Below are 23,810 nucleotides of genomic sequence, written 5' to 3'. Positions count from 1 at the left end.
CCCTCCACCCTACGCCCGAAAGGGCGGGGTGGATTCACCTGAATGGACCTCTTGACAGGTGTTCTCCGCGGGCATAACGTACAACCAAATGGTTGCACAAAGAGAACTGAGCGAAGCGGAGGTCGACCGTGTCTTCCATGCACTGGCGACGTCGACCCGGCGCGACATCCTGCGTCGGACGATCGAGCGGGAGCAGTCCGTCTCGACCCTCGCCGCCGACTACGAGATGTCGTTCGCCGCGGTGCAGAAGCACGTCGCCGTGCTCGAGGCCGCGAACCTCATCGTCAAGCGCGCCGAGGGACGCGAGCGGCTCGTCCGCGCGAACCCCGAGATGATCGCCCGCGCCCGGGCGCTCCTCGCCCGATACGAAGAGCTGTGGCGGTCGCGCATCGCCCGGCTCGACGACCTGCTGGCCGAGACTCCTCGGTCCGGCTCATCCGACAACAGCGATACCGACAAGAACGAGCAAGGAGACTGAAATGCCTGTCACCGACGTCACCACCGATGCCGAGAACCTCACCATGACCGTGGTCGCCGACTTCGCGGCTCCGATCGATCGCGTCTGGAACGCGTACACCGACCCGGAGCAGCTCAACCGCTTCTGGGGTCCTCCCGGATGGCCGGCCACCTTCACCGCCTGGGATCACACGGTCGGAGGGCGCGCCGTCTACTCGATGAACGGTCCGCGCGGCGAGAAGTCGTCCGGCGCCTGGGAGTTCGTGTCGATCGACGCGCCGAACGGCTTCGAGGTCATCGACTCCTTCGTCGACGACGAGGGCAAGCCGCTCGAGGGTTTCCCCGCGCAGCGGATGTCGTTCGCGTTCGAGCCCACCCGCGAGGGCACCCGCATGGTCACGACGAGCCACTTCGACTCGGTCGACGCGCTGGAGCAGGTCGTCGAGATGGGCCAGGTCGAGGGCATCAAGATGGCGATGGCGCAGCTCGACACCGTGCTGCAGGACCTCCGCGAGTACGCGCAGGGCAAGGGAACCAGGGTAGAGCTGCTGGACGACACCCACGTGCGCATCACGCGTCTGGTCGAGGGGCCGCGCGAGCTGGTCTGGCGCGCCCACTTCGAGCCCGACCTGATCCGCAAATGGATGCTCGGCCCCGACGGCTGGGAGATGACGGAGTGCGTCGCCGCCACCGAGGTGGGGCAGTCGTACCGCAACTCCTGGGCGCCGGTCGGCGACACCGAGGGGCAGCCGTTCGGATTCGAGGGCGAGGTGCTCCTGGTCGAAGCCCCGCGCCGCGCGGTCACGACCGAGCGCATGCAGGGCATGCCGACCGAGACGCTCAACGACCTGAACCTCTACGAAGAGGACGGCGCGACCCTCGTCACGCTGCTCATCGAGTACCCCGACAAGGAGACGCGCGACATGATCCTCGCCACCGGCATGGCCGACGGCATGGAGTCCTCGTTCGCCCGCCTGGAGCGGGAGCTGCTCACGGTCTGACGCCGTCGCCGCATCCGCTGCATCGGCACCGCCGACGCCGGGCCGGGCAGATCTCCTCGGAGACCGCCCGGCCCGGCGTTTTCGTCCGCACGGGCGGGGCCGAGTCGCCGTCCGCCGACGCGGAACCCGCCGGGCGGGATAAAGTGGCGACACGATGAGGATCACGCGCCGCACTCTGCTCCTCGGCGCCGGAGCCGGCGTCGCCTCGGTGCTTCTCGCCTCCTGCACCCCGGAGCCCGCGCCCACCCCGACGCCCACCCGCACGCGTGAGCCCGAGCCGCCGCCGGGTGTGCCGGCCCCGGCCGCCAGCATCCGCAGCACCTGGACCAGCGACCCGTTCGCCCTCGGCGCCGCCAGCTTCACGCCGGTCGGAGTCCTGGGCGCGACCCGCACCGCCCTGGCACGACCGATCGACGACCGGCTGTTCTTCGCGGGGGAGGCGACCGACGAGGATGCTCCCGGCACGGTGCGCGGCGCGATCAGCTCCGGCACGCGTGCGGCGGAGGAGCTCATGGGCCCCGGAGTCCCGGGGGAGCGGGTGGCCGTGGTCGGCGCCGGCCTCTCGGGTGCGACCGCCGCCGCGCTGCTCGCCGCCCGCGGCATGCAGGTCACGGTGTTCGAGGCGCGGGACCGCGTCGGCGGGCGCGTGTTCTCCCGCGTCGACGACGCGTGGCCGGTGCCGGTGCAGCTCGGAGCCTGGCTCTTCGGCGAGGATGACGCCGACGTGCTCGACCGCCTGACCAGCGGCGAGGTCGGCATCCTCGACCTGGCGGGCGAACTGTGGCGCACACCGGACGGAGACATCGATCCGGTCGACCCGAAGCCGTTCACCGCAGCCCTGACCGCGGCGCAGGCCGCTCCGGAAGATTCCTCGGTCGCCGACGCGTTGACCACTGCCGGTATCGATCCGGCCGATCCCGGGACAGCTGCGCTGCTCGCGATCCTCGCCGCCCGCACCGGTGCCGACGCGGACGAGCTCTCCAGCTGGTTCTCCCCGCCGCTGCCCACGGGAGACCCCCGGGCCGCGGGCGACAGTCTCACTCCCTTCGTCGAGCACGCGCTCGACGGGGTGCAGGTCGGCCTCAGCTCGCCGGTTGCCCGAGTCGCGTACGACGACACGGGCGTGAGCGTGCGACTCGGCACGGGGGAGGCTCTCTCGTTCGACCGCGTCGTCGTGACGGTGCCGCTGGGCGTGCTGCAGGAGCGCAGCATCGAGTTCGACCCGCCGCTGCCCTTCGCCAACCGCGGCGCGATCTCGGCCCTCGGCATGGGCGCGATCGAGACCGTCTGGCTGCGGTGGGACGAGCCGTTCTGGGACAGCGAGGAGTCGATCTGGCACGCGGTCGGCGGCCACGTCATGATCCCGACCTGGATCAACCTGCGCCCGGCGACAGGGGAGAACGTGCTCGCGGGCATCGTCGGAGGCGCGTCGGCCGCGGCTTTCGCGGAACTCGACGAGGATGCGGCGCTCGACGCGGCGCTCGCCTCCCTCTCGATCTATGTCTGACCGCGCCCGCCGCGGGTGCGCAGGGGCACCGGGCCGCTAGGCGCGCACCGGGGTCTTCTCCCGCGCGCCCTCCGGCTCGCGATCTCCGTCCACCGTGGGGTCCTCCTCCGGCGGGCCGGGCGTCTCGTCGGCGTCCGCGCGCAGCCGTCTCGGCAGCGGCATCCGACTGATCAGCACCAGCAGAGAGGCGACCGCCGCGAAGGTGCCGAGCGCGATGCCGGACGAGACCAGGAACTCCAGCGGCCCGCTCACCTGTCGCGGGTCGAGGAAGTAGTACGGGTACCAGCCGATCAGCGGCCCGCGGATCATGGTGGCCACGCCCCAGAGGATCGGGTACGCGAGCGTCACCGGAACCACGCGCCACGGCACGGACCGGTGCCCCGGCGCCAGCGCCCAGGCCGCGACCGTCACGGCCGGCAGCCAGAAGTGCAGCACCTGATCCGACCAGGGCACGTCGATGCGGATGCCGCGGACCCCCGCCTGCCAGACGAGGATCGCGAACACCAGCCCGGCCGTGATCGTCCACGTCAGCACGAGCGCCAGCGCCACGGTGAGCCAGCGCGGATCCCTGGCGCGGCGCAGGGCGATGATGCCGGCGACCGTCAAGAGCACCACGAACGCGATGTTCGACTGGTTCGTCAGGTAGGCGAAGAAGTTCTGGCTCGCGACCGTGTGCGAGGCGAGCCCCCAGCTGAGCCGGTGGATGAGTGCCACCAGGCAGACGGCGGCCGCGCTGAGGCGGAGCAGGCCGAAGACCGTGCGGGCCTTCACCGCCGCGTCACCGCCCATTCCCTCATCCGCCGAGTCTACGGATCCGGCGCTGCACGGAGCCTCAGATCAGGCGGCGGAGCGCCTCTTCCAGCGTGACACCCTGGGCTTCTGCGCGGTCGCGCAGTCGGGCGTGCTCGTCGCTGGAGAGCGGCAGGCTGAGGACGATCGGGTCGTCCTCCGGCGCATCGAGGCCGTCGAGCAGGTCGGAGGCCTCGGCCCACAGCGGCTCCGCGAGCGAGGATGCCGCGGGGGACGGCGCGGATGCCGCAGCCGCGGCGACCGATGCGCCGGACCCGCGCGCCTGACCCGACACCGCGGCGGGTGCGGACGCGGCGACCGGTGCGGAGGCCGCCACCGCAGCGCCGGCATCCGTCCCGAGGGTGAAGCCCGGCCCCCGGCGCGGCTCCTGCTTCGCCTGGTACGCCTTCGCGGCGGCGTTCGCACGTTCGTCGGCGGCTTCGTTCAGCGGGTGCCCGGCGTGGCCCTTGACCCAGGAGAACTCCACGTCGCGCCCGCGGATCGCCTCGTCGATGCCCTCCAGCAGGTCGCGGTTGAGCACGGGGCCGCCGTCGGACTTGCGCCAGCCCTTGCGCTTCCAGCCCGGCATCCACTTCGTCACGGAGTCGATCACGTAGCGGCTGTCGCACTCGATCAGCAGCTTCTCGTCGGTGCCGGCCGTCGCGCGCAGCAGTTCGAGCACGGCACGCAACTCGCCCTGGTTGTTGGTGCCGTGCGGGGAGCCGCCGGCCGCCCAGTTGTCGTCGTCGATGTACCAGGCCCAGCCGTTGGGGCCGGGGTTGCCCAGGGCGGAGCCGTCTGCGGCGGCGGTGATCGTCATCCCTCCACCGTAACGGTGGGGGAACCGCTGCCCCGTCGCCGGGCGCGGACGATCGCTCAGTCGTCCGCGGGCTCGTCGTCTTCCGGCTCGGTGTCGGCTGTCGACGCGGCCTCCGGTGCGGGAGGCGCCACCGGGAACAGCACCGAGCTCAGGTCACCGCTGGCTTCTGCGCCGAGGCCGATCGACAGCGGGTCGACGACCGGGGCCGTGTCGAGGACCTCCGACTCGGAGCGCTCGAGCGGCTCAGAGGGCAGCACCCACTGGTTCTCTTCTTCTTCCGACTTCTGCTGGAACAGTCCCATGGGTTCCATTGTGAACCCGCGCTCGCCGGGGAGCGCCGGATTCACACGGGATTGATCGGATGCGTCGCCCGCGCCTGCCGTCAGGCGGAAGCCGCGCGCACCGCTTCGACGAGCGCGCGCCACGGGCCGTCGAGGGCGGAGTCGGGCAGCTCGCGCTCCCGGCGCTCCGACGGTGTGCGGGCACGGATGCTCCACACGAACCGGTCGGCGCCGGCGTCGGCATCCAGGTCCTGGTCCCAGGGGCAGCGGTCGATCAGGTCGATCCACTCCACCGCCTCGTCGGGTGCCGCCTCCACGCGCCACTGACGGCGGATACCGGCGATCCCACCGGTGCGCACCACCGCGATCACGACCTGCGTGTCAGTCGGTGGAGGGGACTCGCTCATCTCCATAGACTCCCACGGTCGCCCAGGCGCGTCGAGCCGCGTCGGCGGTGGCGGCGTCGATCGCGGTCGCGGCGGCGACGGTGGCATCGGCGAACTGCGTGAAGGTCGCGGTGCTCGACAGGCCGCCGGTGAGTGCGCGGTACCAGACCGTTCCGGCTCGCTCCCAGGCCTCGCCGCCGAGGTCGATCGCGAACAGGGCGAACGCGCGGTTGGGGATGCCGGAGTTGATGTGCACCCCGCCGTTGTCCTCCGTCGTACGGACGTAGCCGCTCATGTGGTCGGGCTGAGGGTCTTTACCGAGCTCGTCGTCGTCGTACGCGGTGCCGGGCGCGATCATGGAGCGCAGGGCCGCGCCCTCGACCGCGTCGGTGAAGATCTCCGCGCCGATGAGCCACGTCGCCTGGTCGGCCGTCTGTCCGAGCGCGTACTGCTCGGTCAGGGCGCCGAACACGTCGGCGATCGACTCGTTCAGCGCGCCGGGCTGTCCCTGGTACTCCAGGTTCGCGGTGTGCTGCACGACGCCGTGCGCGAGCTCGTGCCCGATCACGGTGAGCGAGCCGGTGAAGTGCTGGAAGACCTCGCCGTCCCCGTCGCCGAACACCATGCGCTCGCCGTCCCAGAACGCGTTGTCGTAGTCGACGCCGTAGTGCACGGACGCGTCCAGCGGTGCGCCGGCATCGTCGAGGGAGTTGCGGGCGAAGGCGGCGAGCAGCATCTCGAACGTGGCCCCGAGACCGTCGAAGGCCTCGTTGACCGCGGTGTCCTCCACGGGCGCGTCGTCTTCGCCGCGGACCACGGCGCCCGGGAGCTGCTGCGTGTTCCCGGCATCGCTGATCGTGCGGTTCGGCGCGTCCGACAGCTGCGCCACGAGGTCGCCGTTCTCGTCGATCGACAGGTCGATCCGGGCGCGGAACGGCGGACGGCCCGCGGTGAGCGTCTGCCGTGCGGCGGCGGCCGCCTTGGGGAAGCGACCCGACTCGGCCAGTCGCGCGAGCAGATAGGACGGAACCACTCCATGACGTCGTGCGGATGCTGTGCTGCTCATGGTGCGACCCTACGCCGGGCTGCCGACGTTCAGGCCGACCGGCCATGGGCGCATGGAGCGCTCTCGACTTGATAACGAGAATCGTTCTCAATAAGGTGAGATCGTCATGAACCTTCGCTCCCCTCGCGCCGCCTCCGCATCCCGCACCGCCTCTGTCGCCGCCGCGGTCGGGCTGCTGCTGGGGATCACCGCCTGCGCGCCGGCCGCTCCCACGGCACCGGCGACATCGGCCGCTCCCGACGCGCACGGCATCGACGCGGGCGACGCCGCCGAAGTCGCCGCCCCAGCCCTCGCCCTCGTCATCGCGGACGGTCGCGGCGAGCTCACGCTCCTCGACCTCGACACCGAGGAGCGCTCGACTCTCGCGCCGGCACGCGAGGATGTCACCGGCCTCTTCGGCGACGGCCGCCTCGTCTACCGCGCACACGACGCGGAGGGCGGCACCGCGGTCGAGGTGATCGACTCCGCGCGCTGGACCGTGCCGCACGGCGATCACACCCACTCGTTCCGGGGCGGCCCCCGCGCCCTCGGCACCCTCGAGGGCGAAGGAGAAGTGCGGGTCGTCGCAGGGGCGCAGCGGGCGACGGTCACCTTCGCGAGCGGAGAACTGGTCCTGCTCGTCCATGACGCTCTCGCCGATGGACTGGATGCCGCCCCGCGCGCGACCGTCGATGCGTCCGGCCCCGTGGCGTTCCTCGCCGACCATCGTCTCGTGCCGACAGCCGGCGCCGGGATCGAACTGCTCGACCCCGCGGGCTCCCCGGTTCCCGGCGCTGTGACTCCGTGCACCAACCCCTCCGACGCCGACCTCACTCGTGTCGGCGTCGTGTTCAGCTGCACCGAGGGGGCCGTGCTCTTCACCCGCGAGGTCGGCGGCGCCATCGCTGCCGAGACGATCCCGTATCCCGCGGCGGTCGCCCCCGTGACCAGCCTCGCCGGCCGCACCGACCGCCCCGACCTCGCCGGAGTCGCGGGCGAGCAGGGTGCTGGGCTGCTCGATGTGCGACAGCGACAGTGGATGCTGCTCCCCTCGGATGTGCCCCTGCTGCGCGCGGCCGCCCTCGGCGACGACGACAGTCGCACGGTCGTGATCGATGCCGACGGCCGCGTGCGGGTGCTCGCGTCGGACGGCGAGGTGCTGGCCCGCACGGAGCCGCTGCTGGCGGCATCCGTCGGCGACCCCGCCCTGCGCGAGAGCGTGCAGCTGCTCGTCGACGCCCAGCACGCCTACGTGACCGACCCGGCGACCGGGGTCGTGCACGAGATCGACCACCGCGACGGCACCGTCACCCGAACCTTCGCCGACCTCGACCCCCGGTTCGTGCAGCAGGTCGGCTGAGCCCTCGACGACTCCGGTCGTCGTCGCGCATCCCGCGCACCCACCCAGAAGAAAGAGAGACGATCCATGTCCCGACCCCGCAGCCGCCTCGCGATCGGCGCCCTCGGCGTGATCGCCGCCGTGGCGCTCGCCGGATGCGCGAACTCAGGTCCCGCCGCCGAGAACACCGCAGGTTCCCCGCCCGACGACCATCACGAGGGCGACACCCGCATCGCCGTGACCTACGACGGCGGAGTGCTCGTGCTCGACGGCGAGACCCTCGACGCCGTCGGGCGGGTCGAGCTCGGCGGCTTCCTGCGCGTCAACGGCGCCGGCGACCACGACGGCCACGTCTTCGTCACCGCTGAAGACGGATTCCACGTGCTCGACTCCGGCCTCGCGTCCGGCACGGTCGAGTTCACCGGCGAGGTGTTCGAGGCCGAAGCGGCCGGTCACGCCGTCCCGCACGCAGGGCGCACGGCCCTGTTCGACGACGGCACCGGCGAGGTGCGGATCTTCGACACGGATGCCGTCGGCACCGGCACGCTTCCCGAGGCCGACACGATCACCTCCGAGGCCGCGCATCACGGGGTGGCACTCGAGCTCGCCGACGGCAGCATCCTCGCGACGATCGGCACGGCCGAGGCGCGCAGCGGAGTCCGGCACCTCGCGGCCGACGGCACCGAGCTCGCCCGCAACGAGCAGTGCCCGAGCGTGCACGGCGAAGGGGCGCTCAACGGCGAGGTCGTGATGTTCGGCTGCGAAGACGGGGTGCTGCTCTTCGACGCGGGGGCCTTCACCAAGATCGACGCGCCCGACGAGTTCGGTCGCACCGGCAACGCGTACGTGAGCGACGCCAGCGCGATCGCCTTCGGCGACTACAAGACCGACCCCGACCAGGAGGGATACCTGCTGTCGCAGCTCGCGCGCATCGACACCGCGGCGCAGGCGATCTCGATCGTCGACCTCCCGGAAGGTGTGGAGTACACCTGGCGCGGGGTCGGGCGCGACGCGCACGACAACGTCGTGGTGCTCGGGGCCGACGGCAGCCTGTCACTGCTCGACGAGTCGGGCGAGCTCGTCGACACCTGGGATGTGATCGACCCGTGGGAGAGTCCGACCGAGTGGCAGCAGCCGCACCCGGGCCTGCACGTGGTCGGCGACATCGCCTACGTGACCGAGCCGGCGAAGGAACGCATCCTTGCGGTCGACCTGCGCACCGGTGAGGTCTCGGCCGACGCGACGCTGGATGTCGTGCCGAACGAGTTCGTGGTGGTCGGCGCCGCTGGGCACTGAGCGAGAGAAGGAGGGCGGGGCCGCGCGCGGGCTCGCCCTCCTTCGTGCGGGGCTCAGTCCTGTTCGATGCTCAGCACGGTCGTGCGCATGCCGTCGGCCTCGTACTGCACCGGCATCCCGGGGTGGTCGACCGAGAACCAGAAGACGCCGTCATCGGTGTCGTAGCGACGGCACGTGAGCTGCCCGAGCGGCGTCGTCAGTGCCACCGTCGACACGCTCGTCGTCCCCGCATCGAACGCGGCGTGGCCCTGCAGCTCGGCCCACGTCACGCGGTTCGAGACGACGGCGTTCGGGTCCTCGACGGCCCAGCGATCGAGGGTCGCGCCCTCGTCGTCGGTGTCGCGGAAGCGGTTGACGTGCTCGCCGAGAGGGCCGTCCGGGCCTTCCAGCAGCAGATGGATCACCTTGCCCGTTCCGGTGGCGTCGCGGATCTCGGCGGCGGTGAAGGGGGTCGGCAGGAGTCCGGGGCCGAGCAGATGCGGATCGGTTTCGGTCATGCACCCAGTCTGCGCCCCCGGGCAGCGCCGACGGTATCGCCGGCATGAGTCGTCGCGCGGCGCGAGGGGGATGACACCTCTCCCGTCTGGGGCTATCTTTGTTTGACTACCGAAACAAGATGATTCGAGGACACCGTGGCGCCGGCTACCCAGACCGTACATTCCGAGGGTGAGATCTTCCGGCTGGTGCGCACCGGAGCGGCGCAGTCCCGCGCCGACCTCGCCCGCCTGACCGGGCTCTCCCCGTCGACCGTCGCCCTCCGGGTGGAGGAGCTGATCGCCCACGGATACATCGAGGAGAACGGCGAGGGCGAGTCGCGCGGCGGCCGACGACCTCGCGTGCTCACGGTGAAGGCGGGCGGCAGCGTCGTCGCCGGCGTCGAGCTCGGCGAGCAGCACGCGACCGTCGCGCTGTTCGACCGCCGGGCCGAGGTCGTCGCATCGACGGTCGCCCAGGTGTCCCTCCTCGACGGCGTCGAGAGTGTCGTGAGCCAGGTGTGGGAGTGCGCGCAGGGTCTCGCGAAGGACAACGGCGGACTGCGGCTCGAGGGCATCGCGATGAGTCTCCCCGGACCGGTGGACTCGCGCACCTCGCGCCTGCTCGCACCGATGCGGATGCCGGGCTGGAACGGCGTCGACGTCGGCGAGGTCCTCGGCTCGGTCACGGGGCTGCCGTTCCTGATCGACAACGACGCGAACGCCATGGCCGTCGGCGAGTTCATCGAGCGGGGCGGCGAGCAGGAGCAGCTCGTGTTCGTGAAGGCCGGGAGCGGCATCGGCTGCGGCATCATCCTCGAGGGCGCCGTCTATCGCGGGTTCCGCGGGGTGGCCGGCGACATCAGTCACGTGGCGCTGCACAACGCCCCGCCCATCATCTGCTCGTGCGGACGCGTCGGCTGCCTCGACGTGGTCGCGAGCGGGGCCGCGATCGTCGACGCCTTGAAGGAGGCGGGCGTGGCCGTGGAGTCGCTCGACGACGTGCTCGCGCTGGCGCAGGACGCGCACCCCAAGGCCACGTCGGCTCTCCGGGAGGCGGGCGCACGAACGGGCGAGGTGCTCGCGACCATCATCAACTTCTTCAACCCGCAGGCGCTCGCGCTGGGCGGGCGCCTGGCCACGGCCGACGCGTTCGTGGCGGGCGTCCGCCAGGCGCTCTTCACGCTCTGCCTGCCGATGTCGACGGATGCGCTGGAGATCGGGGTGAGCCGGGCCGGTGCGCTGGCGGGGGCGCGCGGTGTCGCCTGGGAGCTGCTGGAGCGGATGCTCGACCCTGCGAGAATCGATGAGGAGCTGCGCAGCGCCGCCTAGTAATTTCGGCAATCGGCTCAAGTTTGTACCGATTCGGAACAAGTTGCCTGGTTTGCTTCGACGTGCGATCTAGACTCGGAGCATGACCGAGACCTCCACGCTCCCGCGCATCGCCATCGCCGGCATGGCCATCGAGTCCAGCACCTTCTCGCCGCACCGCGCCGGCGAGCGGGACTTCCTCCGCCTGGAGGGCGAGGACCTCGTCACCCGCTACGACTCGCTGCGCGACGGCGAGATGCGCGGCCGCGCGGAATGGCTGCCGGTCTATTACGCCCGGTCGATCCCCGGCGGTGCGGTGCTGCGCGAGGTCTACGACAGCATCAAGGCGCGGATCTGCGACGGGCTGCGGGCGCTCGTCGCCGACGGCGAGAAGCTCGACGGGCTCTTCTTCGACATCCACGGCGCGATGAGCGTCGTCGGGCTGGACGACGCCGAGGGCGACCTGATCACCGCGATCCGCGAGGTGATCGGATCCGACGTCGTGGTCTCGGCCTCCATGGACCTGCACGGCAACGTCTCGCGCACCCTGATCGAGAACGTCGACATCATCACCTGCTACCGGTTGGCCCCGCACGAGGACACGTGGGAGACCCGCGACCGCGCGATCCGCAACCTCGTCGAGGCGCTCGAGAGCGGCGTCACGCCGCGCCGCGCCTGGGTGCGGGTGCCGATTCTGCTCCCCGGTGAGAAGACCAGCACGCGCGTGGAGCCGGCGAAGAGCCTCTACGCCCGCATCCCCGAGATCGAGTCGCGCCCCGGCGTCACGGACGCGGCGATCTGGATCGGCTACGCCTGGGCCGACGAGCCGCGCTGCCACGCGACGGTGGTCGTGACCGGCACCGACGACGAGGCGACCGCGGCCGCGGCGGCCGAGCTCGGCCGCGCGTTCTGGGACGTGCGCGACGAGTTCGAGTTCGTGGGCCCTCCCGGCACCCTCGACGAGGGCGTCGCGGCCGGTCTCGCCGCCACCGACACCCCGTACTTCATCAGCGACTCGGGGGACAACCCCGGCGCCGGCGGCACGGGTGACGTCACCTGGACCCTCGCCCAGCTGCTGCAGAAGCCCGAGCTGACGGCCGATGACGCGCCGGTCACGCTCTGCGCCTCGGTGTTCGACAAGGGCGCCCTCGACATCCTCCGCGGCCACGCCGTGGGTGAGCGGGTCTCGGTCGAGGTCGGCGCGCGCGTCGACAGCGGTCCGCACGGGCCCGTGCTCGTCGAGGGCGTGCTGCACAGCCTGCACGAGGGCGACGTGGATGCCGGCGGGATCGCGGTGATCCGCGTCGGCGGTCTGCACGTGATCGTCACCGAGTTCCGCAAGGCGTACCACGACGTCTCCGACTTCACCTCGATCGACCTCGACCCGACGGCGGCGCAGATCGTCGTCACGAAGATCGGCTACCTCGAGCCGGAGCTCTACGCGATCATGCGCGGATGGACGCTCGCACTCACCCCCGGCGGCGTCGATCAGGACCTGGAGCGCCTCGGGCATCACCGCATCCAGCGCCCGATGCATCCGTTCGACGCGTTCGAGGTCGCGCCCGATCTCATCGCCGAGATGGTCGGCTGAGGCACCTGCCCTGCTTTTCGCTGGAATCGAAGGAAGTTAGTTACTTAAACGTAACAAGAGCGACTTCTGTCCCTGACTTTGTTCGGGCATGATTCAAAGTACGTCATAAATCGGACGAACGCTTCGGGTGACGGGGCGTTGAACAAGGAGGTTTACATGCGATCTCAGTCGCTGCGCCGCCGGCTGCTCGCCCCCCTGGGTGCGCTCGCCGTCGCGACGCTCGCCCTCACCGCCTGCCAGGCCGGCACCTCGGGCGACAACGGGGCAGGCGAGAAGGACACCGTCAGCTTCGCGCTCCAGGTCGGCACCGGACCCAACTGGATCCTGCCGATCTCGTCGCCGGACAAGATGGCCACCCACAACAGCGCCATCAAGGCGACGATGTGGCCGCGTCTGTTCGAGTACAACGGCGTCGACGGGGAGATGGGCTGGGACGAGCTGGCTTCCGCCGCCAAGTCCTACGAGTTCTCCGAGGACCGCAAGACCATCACGATCACGCTGAACGACCTCGACTGGTCGGACGGCGAGCCCGTCACCTCGCGCGACGTGGAGTTCTGGTACAACCTGGTGCGCTTCAACGGCGAGAAGACCGGTGGCTACTCCGCCGGCCTGATGCCGGACAACATCACCGAGTTCACCACCATCGACGACAAGACGTTCTCGCTGACGATGGACAAGGTCTACAACGAGGAGTTCCTCCTCGGCAACCAGCTCAGCCTCATGTACCCGATGCCGCAGCACGTCTGGGACAAGACCAGCGCGGACGGCGAGATCGGCGACCACGACCGTGACGCCGCGGGTGCCGCCGACGTCCTCGACTACCTCTTCTCCGAGGCCGAGGACATGAAGACCTACGCGACCAACGACCTGTGGAAGACCGTCGCCGGTCCCTACACGGTCAAGAGCTGGTCCGACTCGGGTCTCGTCGAGCTCACCGCCAACGAGAAGTACACCGGCGAGGACAAGCCGAAGATCGACAACGTGCGGTTCCTCCCCTTCACCTCGGCCGACGCCGAGATGAACGTGGTGCGCTCGGGCGACGTCGACTACGGCTACGTCACCAGCTCGCAGCTCACGAACGAGAAGCAGTTCACCGACCTGGGCTACAGCATCGAGCCGTGGGCCGGCTGGTCGATCACGTACATGCCGTACAACTTCGCCAACCCGGAGAAGGGCTCCTTCTACAAGCAGCTCTACGTGCGCCAGGCGCTGCAGCACGCCGTCGACCAGGAGACCATCTCCGAGGTCGTCTGGCACGGCGCGGCGACGCCGGACTACGGTCCCATCCCGCAGACGGCCGACTCCAGCGGTCTGTCCGACGTGCAGAAGGACAACCCGTACCCGTTCGACCTGAAGAAGGCCGAGAAGCTCTTCACGGACAACGGCTGGGTCAAGGGCTCGGACGGCACGCTCGAGTGCGCCGACGCCGGTGCCGGTGCGGGCCAGTGCGGTGAGGGCATCGCCGCCGGTTCGAAGGCCGAGATCGTCGTCACCACGCAGAACGGCTCGCAGGAGACCGACAACATGATGGCGGAGATCCAGTCGTCGCTCGGCAAGATCGGCGTCAAGATGACGATCGACTCCAAGCCGCTGGACACCGTCCTCACGCAGGCGCAGGAGTGCAAGACCGGCAGCGCGTGCACGTGGGAGCTCGTCTTCTTCGGCACCGCGGGCAGCTGGTACTTCCCGCCCTACGCCACCGGTGAGCGCGTCTTCGCGAAGGACACCAAGTGGAACGCGGGCCAGTACGACAACCCCGAGGCGGAGGAGCTCGTCCAGGCGATGGCCTTCTCGACCGACCCGGAGATCGCGAAGAAGTACTCCGAGTACCTCGCGACCGACCTCCCGGTCATGTGGATGCCGAACCCGGTCTACCAGGTCTCCGTCGTCCGTGACGGACTCGACATCGCCCACCAGGACCCGGGTGCGTCGTTCCTTCCGCAGCGTTGGTCCTGGACCAAGTAACAGGCAGGTGACATGAGCGTGGTGGAAGCAGCGCAGAACGCGCAGCAGCAGAAGAAGGAGAGGGCCGGCGGCCCGCGGTTCTGGTGGTACCTGTTGCGACGGGTCGGCCAGGGCGGGATCGTCATCCTCATCGTGACGCTGATCGTGTTCGCGCTGCTCCACCTCGCCATGCCGCAGGGGCCGGCCGCCGGCATCCTCGGCATGCAGGCCTCGCAGGAGCAGATCGACGCCTTCAACAAGGAGAACGGCTTCGATCTGCCCCTGTGGCAGCAGTACTTCCACTTCCTCGGGCAGCTCGTCCAGGGCGACCTCGGGGACTCCTTCAAGCTGAACCGACCGGTGGCGGACGCCATCGGCCAGCGTCTCCCGAAGACGCTGATCCTCGCCCTGATCTCGATGCTGTTCGCCCTGATCATCGCGATCCCGATGGGCATCTTCCAGGCCGTACGCCGCGGCAAGGCCGCCGACTACGCGCTCACCACCTGGAACTTCATCGTCTACTCGACGCCGTCGTTCTTCCTCGGCCTGATCCTCGTGATCGTGTTCGCGCAGTGGCTGCGGCTCGTCCCGGCCCAGGCGCCGCAGGGAGAGACGGTGGGCGACGTGCTCGCCAACCCGGCCGGCCTCGTGCTGCCGGTGCTCACCGCGGCACTCGGCATCATCGCGACCTTCTCGCGCTACATGCGCTCGGCCACGATCGACAACCTCTCCGAGGACTACGTCCGCACGGCGCGTGCGAAGGGGACCTCGGTGCCGGTGGTGATCACCCGCCACGTGGTCCGCAACTCCCTGACCCCCGTGATCGCCATGCTCGGCTACTACCTGCCGGTCATGTTCGGCGGCATGATCGTCGTCGAGTCGCTCTTCAACTACCCCGGCATGGGCCTGCTGTTCTGGACCTCGGCGCAGACCTCCGACTACCCCGTGCTGATCGGCTGCATCCTGGTGATCGCCCTCGCGACCGTCATCGGATCGCTCCTCGCCGACATCATCCAGGCGCTGCTCGATCCGCGCACCCGAGAGGAGCTCTCGTGAGCACGACGACCATCGTGATGCGCACGCTGACCCCGCGTCAGCGCGGCATGCGCCGCTTCCTGCAGAACAAGCTCGCGGTCTTCGGCATCGTGACGATCGTGCTGTTCCTGCTGTTCTGCTTCCTGGGGCCCCTGATCCACCCGACGGACCAGATCCACACCGACCTGCGCAGCACGATGCTGCCCCCGGGAAGCCCGGGCCACCCTCTCGGCACGGACGACGTCGGATACGACGTGCTCGGACGGCTCATGATGGGCGGTCAGATCTCGATCCTGATCGGACTCGCCGCGGGCATCCTCGCCACCGTCATCGGCACGCTCTGGGGCGCCATCGCCGGATACGTCGGTGGTGCCGTCGACACCGTGATGATGCGCGTCGTGGACGCGGGCATCGCGATCCCCGCGACGTTCCTGCTGCTGATCCTGTCCGCGATCCTGCGCCCGAGCGTCCCGCTCATGATCTGCGTCATCGGCCTCGTCTCGTGGCTGGTGCCCGCCCGTCTGGTGCGCGCCGAGTCGATCTCGCTGAAGTCCCGTGAGTACGTGCTCGCGCTGCGCGCCATGGGCGGTACCCACTCCCGCGCGGTGCTCAAGCACATCGTCCCGAACACGGTCGGCACGATCGTCGTGAACGCCACCTTCCAGGTCGCCGACGCCATCCTGCTCGTCGCCTACATCTCGTTCCTCGGGATGGGCCTGCAGAAGCCGGCCACCGACTGGGGCGCCATGCTCACCAGCGGCATCACCTACACCTACGCGGGCGCCTGGTGGCTGATCTTCCCCGCCGGATTCTGCATCGTGCTGACCGTCTGTGCCTTCAACAGCATCGGCGACGGCCTCCGCGACTTCTTCGACGTGAAGGGGCGTGCCGCATGAGCGACGCACTGCTGTCGATCTCCGACCTCCGGGTCACGTTCCGCACCGAGGACGGCGCGGTCGAGGCCGTCAAGGGCATCGACCTCGAGGTCAAGCCCGGCGAGGTGCTGGCCCTGGTCGGCGAGTCCGGCTCCGGCAAGTCCGTCACGGCCATGGCCATCCTGAAGCTGCTGCCGAAGTCGGCGACCGTCACCGGATCGATCCGTCTCGCCGGCCGCGAGCTGCTGCCGCTCCCGGAGAGCGAGATGAACGCCGTGCGCGGCGCCGAGATCTCGATGGTGTTCCAGGAGCCGATGACCGCGCTCAACCCGAGCATGCGGATCGGCGACCAGATCACCGAGGCGATCCTCAACCACCGTCAGATCTCGAAGGCCGAGGCGTGGGAACGCGCCGTCGAGATGCTCCAGCGCGTGGGCATCCCCGATCCCGCACGGCGGGCGAAGAGCTACCCGCACGAGCTTTCCGGTGGTCAGCGCCAGCGCGTGGTCATCGCGATCGCGCTCGCGTGCGAGCCGCAGCTGATCATCGCGGACGAGCCGACCACCGCGCTCGACGTGACCGTGCAGGCCGAGATCCTCGACCTCATCCGCCGCCTCGCGGCCGAGTCGGGCACCGCGTTCCTCCTCGTCACGCACAACATGGGCGTGGTCGCCGACATCGCCGACCGGGTGGCCGTGATGTTCCGCGGCACGATGGTCGAGGTGGGCGACACCCGCACCGTGCTCACCGCACCGCGCGAGGACTACACGAAGAAGCTCCTCAGCGCCGTGCCCTCGCTGCCGGACATCGCGAGCGTCGTCGAGCGGGACGAGGAGCCGGAGCCGGCGGCCGCCGTGCTGGAGCTCGATGCCGCGAGCGTGACCTACCGTCGCGGAGGGCGCCCGTTCCTCGCGCTCGACGGCGTCAGCCTGCGCATCGCCCCGGGCGAGATCCTCGGCCTGGTCGGTGAGTCGGGGTCGGGCAAGTCGACCCTCGGCCGTGCGGCACTCGGACTCCTGCCGCTGTCCAGCGGTGGCATCACGCTGTTCGGCGAGAAGGTCGGCCGTGGCGGCGTCTCCGGACGTCGGGAGCGCGAGCTGCGCGGTCGTGTCGGCGCCATCTTCCAGGACCCGGGTTCGAGTCTCGACCCGCGCATGACGGTCGGCGAGGCCATCGCGGAACCGCTCCTCGTGCAGCGCCGGCGCTTCCCGACGAGCGGCAGTCAGCGTCGCGCCCGGGTGGCCGAGCTGCTGGAAGCCGTCGAGCTGCCGAGCACCTACGCCTCGCGGTACCCGCATGAGCTCTCCGGTGGCCAGCGCCAGCGCATCGGCCTCGCCCGCGCCATCGCCCTGGAGCCGGAGCTGATCATCGCCGACGAGCCGACCTCCGCGCTCGACGTCTCGGTGCAGGCCGCGGTGCTGGAGGTGCTGCGCACCCTGCAGGCGAAGATGCACTTCGCGTGCCTCTTCATCAGCCACGACCTCGCCGTCGTCCACGAGATCTCCGACCGGGTGGCCGTGATGCTGAAGGGCGAGATCGTCGAGACCGGATCCGCCGACGAGGTGCTCCTGGCTCCGCAGCATCCGTACAGCCGGCGCCTGCTGGCGTCTGTTCCGGTGCCGGACCCCGACAAGCAGGCTCTGCGGCGGGAGGCCCGCGCGGCCGCGCGGGTGGCCACCCCGTGACCCGGGGCGAGCCGACCCGATCGACCAGGAGAGTGCAGGAAGGCGCCCCCGTCGTGCTCGGGCTCGACGTCGGGGGCTCGAGCGTCAAGCATCTGCTCGCGTCCGCGCGCGCATCGCTGGACACCCCGCCGAAGCCCCTCGATCGGGGCCGACACGCGACGCCCAAGTCGTCTCCCGTGGAAGGGCTCGCCGCCATCGCGTCGTCGCTCCGCGGTGATGCCGACCTCGAGCGCGTGGTGCTGTCGATCCCCGGACTCGTCGACGAGGCGGCCGGCGTGGTCGTGCGCTCGACCAACATCCCGGCGCTCGACGGCCGACCGCTGGGCGCACAGCTCAGCGCCGAGCTCGGCATCCCCGTCGACGTGATCAACGACGGGCATGCGGCCGCCGTCGCCGAGGCCTCGTGGGGTGCGGGTGCGGGCGTCGACGACGTCTTCGTGCTCGCGCTGGGCACGGGCATCGCCGGCGCGCACGTGGCGCACGGACAGGTCGTGCCCGGAGCGCATGGCTCGGCGGGGGAGCTCGGACACATCACGATCGAACCCGAGGGGAGCGTCTGCTCCTGCGGGCGCCGCGGCTGCCTCGAGACCATCATCGGCGCTCCCGCCCTGCGCAGGGCATGGGTCGCGGTCGGGGGCACCGGCGGGCCGGAGGGGCTGCTCGCGGCGCACTCCGCGGGGGATGGCGCGGCCACGGCCATCGTCGAACGGGCGTCGTCGGCGCTCGCGGAGGCGATCCTCACCCTGTGCGCGCTCGTCGATCCGGGCTGCATCGTGATCGGCGGCGGACTCGCCCAGGCGCCGCATCAGCTGGTGACCCTCGCCGAGCGCTACGTGGGCGAGCGGGCCTCGTTCCACCGGGTGCCGCCCATCGTCCCGGCCACGCTCGGCGAGTGGGCCGGCGCGAACGGCACGGTCCTCACCGCCCTCCGCCGCCGCTGACCCCCCACCCCTACTTCCCCCCCCCCACCCCCACCCCCCCCCGGTCGAGAGCACGGGATCTCGCCGAGTGCACGGCTCTCCGACGTCGATGCGCCGTGCGCTCGGCGAGATGCCGTGTACTCGGCGCCAGCGCTGGCACCGTGTGACGGCGGATGCCCAGGACACTCGCGTAAAATCGGCACAATGACCGACGCGCCCCTCGAACCCACCGACCCGGGTGCCGGTATCGACCCCGACGATCTCGCCACGACGCTGCGCGTGCTGGCCGAGCTGCATGAGATCGACAACGAGCACCCGGACTTCGTCGCCGTGCGCCATGCGACCGCGGCGATGTTCAAGGCCGTCAAGCGCGTGCGTCGCAAGGAGATCCGCGACGCGATCGCCGAGGCCGACAAGGCCGTGGTCGCCCGCACCGCCACCGGGGCGCCCGACCGCATCGACGACGAGACTCGAGGCAACGACCTCGCCACCAGCGTGGTGGACGCCCCGATCGCGGGCGAGCTGCTCAAGCCCCGCAACTGCTACATCTGCAAGCAGCCGTACACGCAGGTCGACGCGTTCTACCACCAGCTGTGCCCCGACTGCGCGCGCTTCAGCCACGGCAAGCGCAACGCCCGCACCGACCTGACGGGCAAGCGCGCCCTGCTCACGGGTGGCCGCGCCAAGATCGGCATGCACATCGCGCTGCGGCTGCTGCGCGACGGCGCCCACACCACGATCACGACCCGCTTCCCGCGCGATGCCGTGCGGCGCTTCTCGGCTCTGCCCGACTCGGCCGACTGGCTGCACCGGCTGCGTGTCGTCGGCATCGACCTGCGCGATCCGGCCCAGGTGATCGGTCTCGCCGACTCGGTCGCGGCTCAGGGCCCTCTCGACATCCTGATCAACAACGCCGCGCAGACCGTGCGTCGCTCGCCCGGCGCTTACTCGCTGCTGGCGGATGCCGAGCTGCAACCGCTGCCCGACGGACCGCTGCCCGAGATGGAGACCTTCGGTCACACGGCCGACCCGCACCCGCAGGCGCTGCAGGCATCCGTCGACGCGCATCCGCTGCTGTCGGTCGCGGCCCTCGGCGGCACGGTCGCCGAGCAGGGCGGACAGGCCCTCACGGCCGAAGACCTCGCGCGGCTCGCCATGGCCCCCGGGTCGTCGTCGCTCGAGAAGCACGCCGACGGCACCGCGATCGACGCCGGCGGACTCGTGCCGGATGTGAACCGCGTCAACAGCTGGGTGCAGTCGATCGAGCAGGTCGACCCGCTGGAGATGCTCGAGGTGCAGCTCGCGAACACCACGGCGCCCTTCCTGCTGATCAGCCGCCTGCGCGCGTCGATGGCGGCGTCCGACTCGCACCGCAAGTACGTGGTGAACGTGTCGGCCATGGAGGGGCAGTTCTCCCGCCGCTACAAGGGTCCGGGGCATCCGCACACGAACATGGCCAAGGCCGCGCTCAACATGCTCACCCGCACCAGCGCGGGCGAGATGCTCGAGAAGGACGGCATCCTCATGACCGCCGTCGACACCGGCTGGATCACCGACGAGCGTCCGCACTACACGAAGGTGCGCCTCGCCGAGGAGGGCTTCCACGCCCCGCTCGACCTGGTCGACGGCGCCGCCCGCGTGTACGACCCGATCGTGCGCGGCGAGGCCGGCGAGGACATCCACGGCGTCTTCCTGAAGGACTACGAGCCCAGCCCCTGGTGACGCTCGCGGGTCAGCCCAGCGGGCCGTACCGCACGATGCCGCTCGGCACCTTCCCTCCGAAGAGGGCGTCGACCGTGACGAGCGCGAACCCGCGATCGCGGAGACCGGCGACGACCCGGTCGAAGACGCGCGCCGACCCGGCCTGGATGTCGTGCATGAGCATGATGGTCGACACGGCGGGCCGCTCGATCGCGTAGCGGGCCAGGTCGTCGTCGGCGGGCTTCTCCCAGTCGCGGGTGTCGACGCTCCACAGGATCGCCGGCTCGGCGGCGATCTCGATGACGTCGGCGTCGACGAACCCGCCGGGCGGGCGGAACGTGCGCACCGGCTGACCGGACAGCGTGCGCAGCAGTGCGGCCGTGCGGCCGAGCTGGTCTTCGATCTGCTCGTCCGTCAGATCGGTCAGGTACGGATGGCTCCACGTGTGGTTGCCGACCTGGTGTCCTTCTGCCGCGACGCGTCGGACGGTGTCAGGGTGCTGCTGGGCGTTCTGGCCCAGCATGAAGAACGTCGCGGCCGACTGCTCGTCGCGCAGCACGTCGAGGAACTGCGGGGTCAGCGTCGAGGGGCCGTCGTCGAGCGTGAGCGCCATGCACGGGACCAGATCGCACGGGATGCGCTCGAAGCCCGCTCCCGCGGAGGGCGTGCCGACGAAGTCCCCCTCCGCGCGGGTGATCGCCTGCGCGAAGGGAGTGAGCGCGCCCGCGGCCCGGGCGGCGCTCAGCGCGACGGCCGACGGATGCTCGGGCGACCGCTCCCGCCATCCGGCCAGGCCGTCGAGCTCGGGGGCCGACAGGTCCGCCGGAACGGGGATGACCAGTTCGCCGGCGTTCAGGTCGCTCGACAGCAGGGCCTCGCGGAGGACGTCGAGCTGGGCGTCGGTGGGCACGTCGACGGGAACGAGGCTGAGGCTGCCGGCGTCACGACGCAGGGTGTCGATGTAGGCGGGCCACAGCGACGCCACGTCCGTGAAGAGCTCGGCCTCCGTCGCGACCTCGCCCGTGGCGACATCCGTATAGATCGTGGTCGTGGTATCCGCCGCCCCGTCGGTCGACGCCGAGACGATGCGCAGCCGTTCGCCGAACAGCGATCCGCGGGCCAGGACGATCTCGCAGACGACGACGGCCCCGGTCCGGTCGCCGAGGATGTCGGCCGCGGGGGCGGTCGTCGCTCCCGGGGAGCATCCGCGGTCGCCGAGGCCGGCACCGGTCTCGTGCGCCGTCGGGCGGTAGGTGTGGCCGCTGAGGCGCGACTGCGTCGTGACGGCCTCGCGCACGACCGCTTCGACCGCCGTGTTGAACGGCGAGGTCCCCGGCAGCGCGGCCCAGCGCGCGTCGATGCCGACCTCGTCGTTCCGCAGTCGCATGTCGACGGTCGGCGACTGCTCCGGTCCGGGTGGGGCCGCAGCCGGCACGATCGTGCCGCTGACGGACCACTGGCGCGGCTTCCAGCCGCTGACCGGTTCCGGTGCGCATGCCGAGAGCACGAGCGCCGCCCCGAGGACCGCGGCGAACAGGCGGGCCGACTTCGGTGCGTTCATCGCGTCACCTCGACCGTGGCCAGGAGGTCGGCGAGTTCCGCATCGTAGGCGGGCGACGGGGTGGCGCGGAAGGTGAGGATGACCGGGCCCTCGGCGATGGCGCCCACGACGGTCTCCTGGTCCACCACGCGGGCGTGCAGGACCGTTCCGACGCCGGCGGTGCCCGGGGACAGCGTCTCCTCGCTGGTGGGTCCGAGTGGGCCGGGGGCCACGCGGAGGAGGGCCTCCGGCACATCGGAGCCGGAGACGAGGGACAGCTCGACGGTCATGAGGCGATCGGGGCTGCCGGCCACTCCGCGGGACTCGTCGCCGAAGTGGCTGCGCCACGACCAGCCGCCCGGCAGCAGGAGCGTGGCCTGTGCGGTCTCGTTCGTCAGGCGGACCGTGCGCTGCTCCGCGGAGACCGTGGGGGTGAGGCCTCGGACGACCACCGGCACGACCATCACCGCGAGCAGTCCGAGGGTGACCAGCACGGTGATCACGACGACCGGAAGCAGTCGCCGTCGTGGCGGATGCGGCCGCGGCGGGGACACCGTGTCGGTCGGCAGGGAACCGGTCATGTCGTACGGAGCCTTTCTGCGAGAAGGGTGCCGATCCCTCGCAGACAGCGGCCCCCCGACCAGCTTCGAGCCTACTCCGGAGTGCGCCGCGCACCCCGAGGACACAGCGCGCTCGGGTACAGCGCCCCGGGCAGGAGAGCCGCGGTCAGACGGTGCGGTGCTCCAGGTTCGCGGACGCCCATCGCCCGAGCTGATCGAGGATCGGCAGCAGTCCGCGGCCGCTCGGGGTGAGGGCGTACGACACCGTGATCGGCGGACCCGCGTCGACCGTGCGAGCCACCAGGCCGGTGTCGGCGAGTTCCGCGAGACGGTCCGAGAGCACGGTGTCGCTGATGCCGGCGACCGCGCGGCGCAGCGCGACGAAGGTGGAGGGACCGCTGCCGAGCGCGGACACGATCATGCCGTTCCACCGTTTGCCGAGCACGCTGAAGGCCAGTGTGACGGCGGCGTCGCACATCTGGATCTCTTCGTGGACCTCGGCCATGACCCCATCCTACCCGTGCTACGTTAACCGATGTCGCTAAGAAAAACCTAGCGACTACGAAAACGAGAGGTAGGCCCATGTCCCTGTTCCGCCTGGATGCCAGCATCCTTCCCGCGTCGTCCGCCAGCCGTGAGCTCGCGGACCTCGTCGAGGCCGAGTGGACCGCATCCCACCCCGACTCGACCGTCACCCGCCGCGACCTGGCGAGCGACCCGGTCCCCGCGACCGCGTGGGCGGATGCCGTGACCGGCGGTTTCGTCGACGAGGCCCAGCGCACCCCCGCGCAGAACGACGCCCGCGCGCTCGCGACCCGGTTCGCGGACGAGCTGATCGGCGCCGACGCGCTGCTGTTCGCGGTGCCGCTGTACAACTACGGCGTCTCGCAGCACTTCAAGACCTGGTTCGACCTGGCCTACACCGACTCGCGCATCGACCCGTCCGGTACCGCGCTGCAGGGCAAGCCCGCGACCCTGGTCACCGTGCTCGGCGGCAACTACGCGCCGGGTTCGCCCAAGGAGGGCTGGGACCACTCCACCGGCTGGCTGCGCCGCGTGCTGGCGGATGTGTGGGGCCTCGACCTCCGCGTCGTGCAGCGTCCGTTCACGCTCGTGGGCGTGAACCCCGCGCTCGACGCGTTCGCCGACACCGCGCGCGAGCTCAAGGAGAACGCCGAGACCGACGCCCGCACCTTCGGCCGCGAACTCGCCGCGACGCGCGAGCCCCGCGTGGCCTGAGACCCGGCATCCGCCC

23 protein-coding genes are annotated in these 23,810 nt (G+C 70.8%); 14 read left to right on the top strand and 9 right to left on the bottom strand.

The window, feature by feature from the left end:
- The first annotated feature begins 88 nt into the window (after positions 1-88).
- From AC07VM_RS13265 to AC07VM_RS13255, 3 genes are all read left to right on the top strand, one after another.
- On the top strand, positions 89-478 hold the full coding sequence (locus AC07VM_RS13265) for an ArsR/SmtB family transcription factor (protein ID WP_267416910.1): 390 nt from the start codon (positions 89-91) through the stop codon (positions 476-478).
- A gap of 1 nt (position 479) precedes the next feature.
- Positions 480-1,457 carry an SRPBCC family protein gene (locus tag AC07VM_RS13260; protein ID WP_494911646.1) on the top strand — a complete coding sequence of 326 codons (978 nt, stop codon included), beginning with the start codon at positions 480-482 and terminating at the stop codon, positions 1,455-1,457.
- A 154-nt stretch (positions 1,458-1,611) separates the two neighbouring features.
- Positions 1,612-2,964: a flavin monoamine oxidase family protein gene (locus tag AC07VM_RS13255; RefSeq protein ID WP_494911644.1), complete on the top strand. Its 1,353-nt coding sequence runs from the start codon at positions 1,612-1,614 to the stop codon at positions 2,962-2,964.
- Between the two features lie 36 nt (positions 2,965-3,000).
- Here the strand turns inward: AC07VM_RS13255 and AC07VM_RS13250 are convergent, their stop codons facing one another.
- The 5 genes from AC07VM_RS13250 to AC07VM_RS13230 all read right to left on the bottom strand — a co-directional run bounded on the left by AC07VM_RS13250 (position 3,001) and on the right by AC07VM_RS13230 (position 6,306).
- The gene (locus AC07VM_RS13250) at positions 3,001-3,753 is read right to left on the bottom strand and encodes a Pr6Pr family membrane protein (protein ID WP_494911643.1); all 753 of its coding nucleotides are present in this window, start codon (positions 3,751-3,753) and stop codon (positions 3,001-3,003) included.
- A 43-nt stretch (positions 3,754-3,796) separates the two neighbouring features.
- Positions 3,797-4,573, bottom strand: a complete 777-nt coding sequence (locus tag AC07VM_RS13245) for a ribonuclease H family protein (RefSeq protein WP_494911641.1) — start codon at positions 4,571-4,573, stop codon at positions 3,797-3,799.
- Positions 4,574-4,629: 56 nt separating this feature from the next.
- Entirely contained in the window at positions 4,630-4,875 is a 246-nt protein-coding gene (locus tag AC07VM_RS13240) for a hypothetical protein (protein WP_267416914.1), read from the bottom strand.
- Between the two features lie 80 nt (positions 4,876-4,955).
- Positions 4,956-5,261, bottom strand: coding sequence for a protealysin inhibitor emfourin (locus AC07VM_RS13235; protein ID WP_494911638.1), 306 nt, complete (start codon positions 5,259-5,261; stop codon positions 4,956-4,958).
- Entirely contained in the window at positions 5,236-6,306 is a 1,071-nt protein-coding gene (locus AC07VM_RS13230) for a M4 family metallopeptidase (protein WP_494911637.1), read from the bottom strand. Before AC07VM_RS13230 ends, AC07VM_RS13235 begins: the two co-directional genes overlap by 26 nt.
- A 106-nt stretch (positions 6,307-6,412) precedes the next feature.
- On the opposite strand from AC07VM_RS13230, the gene AC07VM_RS13225 reads away from it, so the two are divergent.
- Together AC07VM_RS13225 and AC07VM_RS13220 are read left to right on the top strand one after the other, a co-directional pair.
- Positions 6,413-7,645, top strand: a complete 1,233-nt coding sequence (locus AC07VM_RS13225) for a hypothetical protein (protein ID WP_494911636.1) — start codon at positions 6,413-6,415, stop codon at positions 7,643-7,645.
- Positions 7,646-7,711: 66 nt separating this feature from the next.
- Positions 7,712-8,920, top strand: coding sequence for a hypothetical protein (locus AC07VM_RS13220; protein ID WP_494911635.1), 1,209 nt, complete (start codon positions 7,712-7,714; stop codon positions 8,918-8,920).
- A 53-nt stretch (positions 8,921-8,973) separates the two neighbouring features.
- Here the strand turns inward: AC07VM_RS13220 and AC07VM_RS13215 are convergent, their stop codons facing one another.
- Positions 8,974-9,417: a hypothetical protein gene (locus AC07VM_RS13215; protein WP_494911633.1), complete on the bottom strand. Its 444-nt coding sequence runs from the start codon at positions 9,415-9,417 to the stop codon at positions 8,974-8,976.
- Positions 9,418-9,552: 135 nt separating this feature from the next.
- On the opposite strand from AC07VM_RS13215, the gene AC07VM_RS13210 reads away from it, so the two are divergent.
- The 8 genes from AC07VM_RS13210 (at position 9,553) to AC07VM_RS13175 (ending at position 20,476) form a co-directional block, all read left to right on the top strand.
- Positions 9,553-10,725, top strand: coding sequence for an ROK family transcriptional regulator (locus AC07VM_RS13210; RefSeq protein WP_267416921.1), 1,173 nt, complete (start codon positions 9,553-9,555; stop codon positions 10,723-10,725).
- 82 nt (positions 10,726-10,807) lie between these two features.
- Positions 10,808-12,295, top strand: coding sequence for a M81 family metallopeptidase (locus AC07VM_RS13205; RefSeq protein ID WP_494911632.1), 1,488 nt, complete (start codon positions 10,808-10,810; stop codon positions 12,293-12,295).
- 156 nt (positions 12,296-12,451) lie between these two features.
- Positions 12,452-14,260, top strand: a complete 1,809-nt coding sequence (locus AC07VM_RS13200) for a peptide ABC transporter substrate-binding protein (protein ID WP_267416923.1) — start codon at positions 12,452-12,454, stop codon at positions 14,258-14,260.
- 12 nt (positions 14,261-14,272) lie between these two features.
- Entirely contained in the window at positions 14,273-15,295 is a 1,023-nt protein-coding gene (locus AC07VM_RS13195) for an ABC transporter permease (RefSeq protein ID WP_494911631.1), read from the top strand.
- The gene (locus tag AC07VM_RS13190; protein WP_267416925.1) at positions 15,292-16,170 is read left to right on the top strand and encodes an ABC transporter permease; all 879 of its coding nucleotides are present in this window, start codon (positions 15,292-15,294) and stop codon (positions 16,168-16,170) included. Before AC07VM_RS13195 ends, AC07VM_RS13190 begins: the two co-directional genes overlap by 4 nt.
- Positions 16,167-17,834: an ABC transporter ATP-binding protein gene (locus AC07VM_RS13185; RefSeq protein ID WP_494911630.1), complete on the top strand. Its 1,668-nt coding sequence runs from the start codon at positions 16,167-16,169 to the stop codon at positions 17,832-17,834. Before AC07VM_RS13190 ends, AC07VM_RS13185 begins: the two co-directional genes overlap by 4 nt.
- 32 nt (positions 17,835-17,866) lie before the next feature.
- Positions 17,867-18,775 carry an ROK family protein gene (locus tag AC07VM_RS13180; protein ID WP_494911629.1) on the top strand — a complete coding sequence of 303 codons (909 nt, stop codon included), beginning with the start codon at positions 17,867-17,869 and terminating at the stop codon, positions 18,773-18,775.
- A gap of 183 nt (positions 18,776-18,958) precedes the next feature.
- Positions 18,959-20,476 (top strand): SDR family NAD(P)-dependent oxidoreductase, encoded by a 1,518-nt coding sequence (locus tag AC07VM_RS13175; protein WP_267416928.1) that lies wholly within the window; start codon positions 18,959-18,961, stop codon positions 20,474-20,476.
- Between the two features lie 10 nt (positions 20,477-20,486).
- On the opposite strand, the gene AC07VM_RS13170 is transcribed toward AC07VM_RS13175, so the two are convergent.
- The 3 genes from AC07VM_RS13170 to AC07VM_RS13160 form a co-directional block, all read right to left on the bottom strand.
- Positions 20,487-22,016 carry a polysaccharide deacetylase family protein gene (locus tag AC07VM_RS13170; RefSeq protein WP_494911628.1) on the bottom strand — a complete coding sequence of 510 codons (1,530 nt, stop codon included), beginning with the start codon at positions 22,014-22,016 and terminating at the stop codon, positions 20,487-20,489.
- Positions 22,013-22,576, bottom strand: coding sequence for a hypothetical protein (locus AC07VM_RS13165; protein WP_494911627.1), 564 nt, complete (start codon positions 22,574-22,576; stop codon positions 22,013-22,015). Before AC07VM_RS13165 ends, AC07VM_RS13170 begins: the two co-directional genes overlap by 4 nt.
- A gap of 145 nt (positions 22,577-22,721) precedes the next feature.
- Positions 22,722-23,060 (bottom strand): winged helix-turn-helix transcriptional regulator, encoded by a 339-nt coding sequence (locus AC07VM_RS13160; RefSeq protein WP_494911626.1) that lies wholly within the window; start codon positions 23,058-23,060, stop codon positions 22,722-22,724.
- A gap of 77 nt (positions 23,061-23,137) precedes the next feature.
- Here AC07VM_RS13160 and AC07VM_RS13155 point away from each other — a divergent pair, with 77 nt between their 5' ends.
- Positions 23,138-23,794 carry an FMN-dependent NADH-azoreductase gene (locus AC07VM_RS13155; protein ID WP_494911624.1) on the top strand — a complete coding sequence of 219 codons (657 nt, stop codon included), beginning with the start codon at positions 23,138-23,140 and terminating at the stop codon, positions 23,792-23,794.
- The last annotated feature ends 16 nt before the right edge of the window (positions 23,795-23,810 follow it).

It is taken from the genome of Microbacterium sp. GW821-FHT01D02, assembly GCF_059422585.1.
The sequence above is the reverse complement of the archived record's forward strand: the minus strand, read 5'-3'. Positions and strand labels throughout refer to the sequence as shown.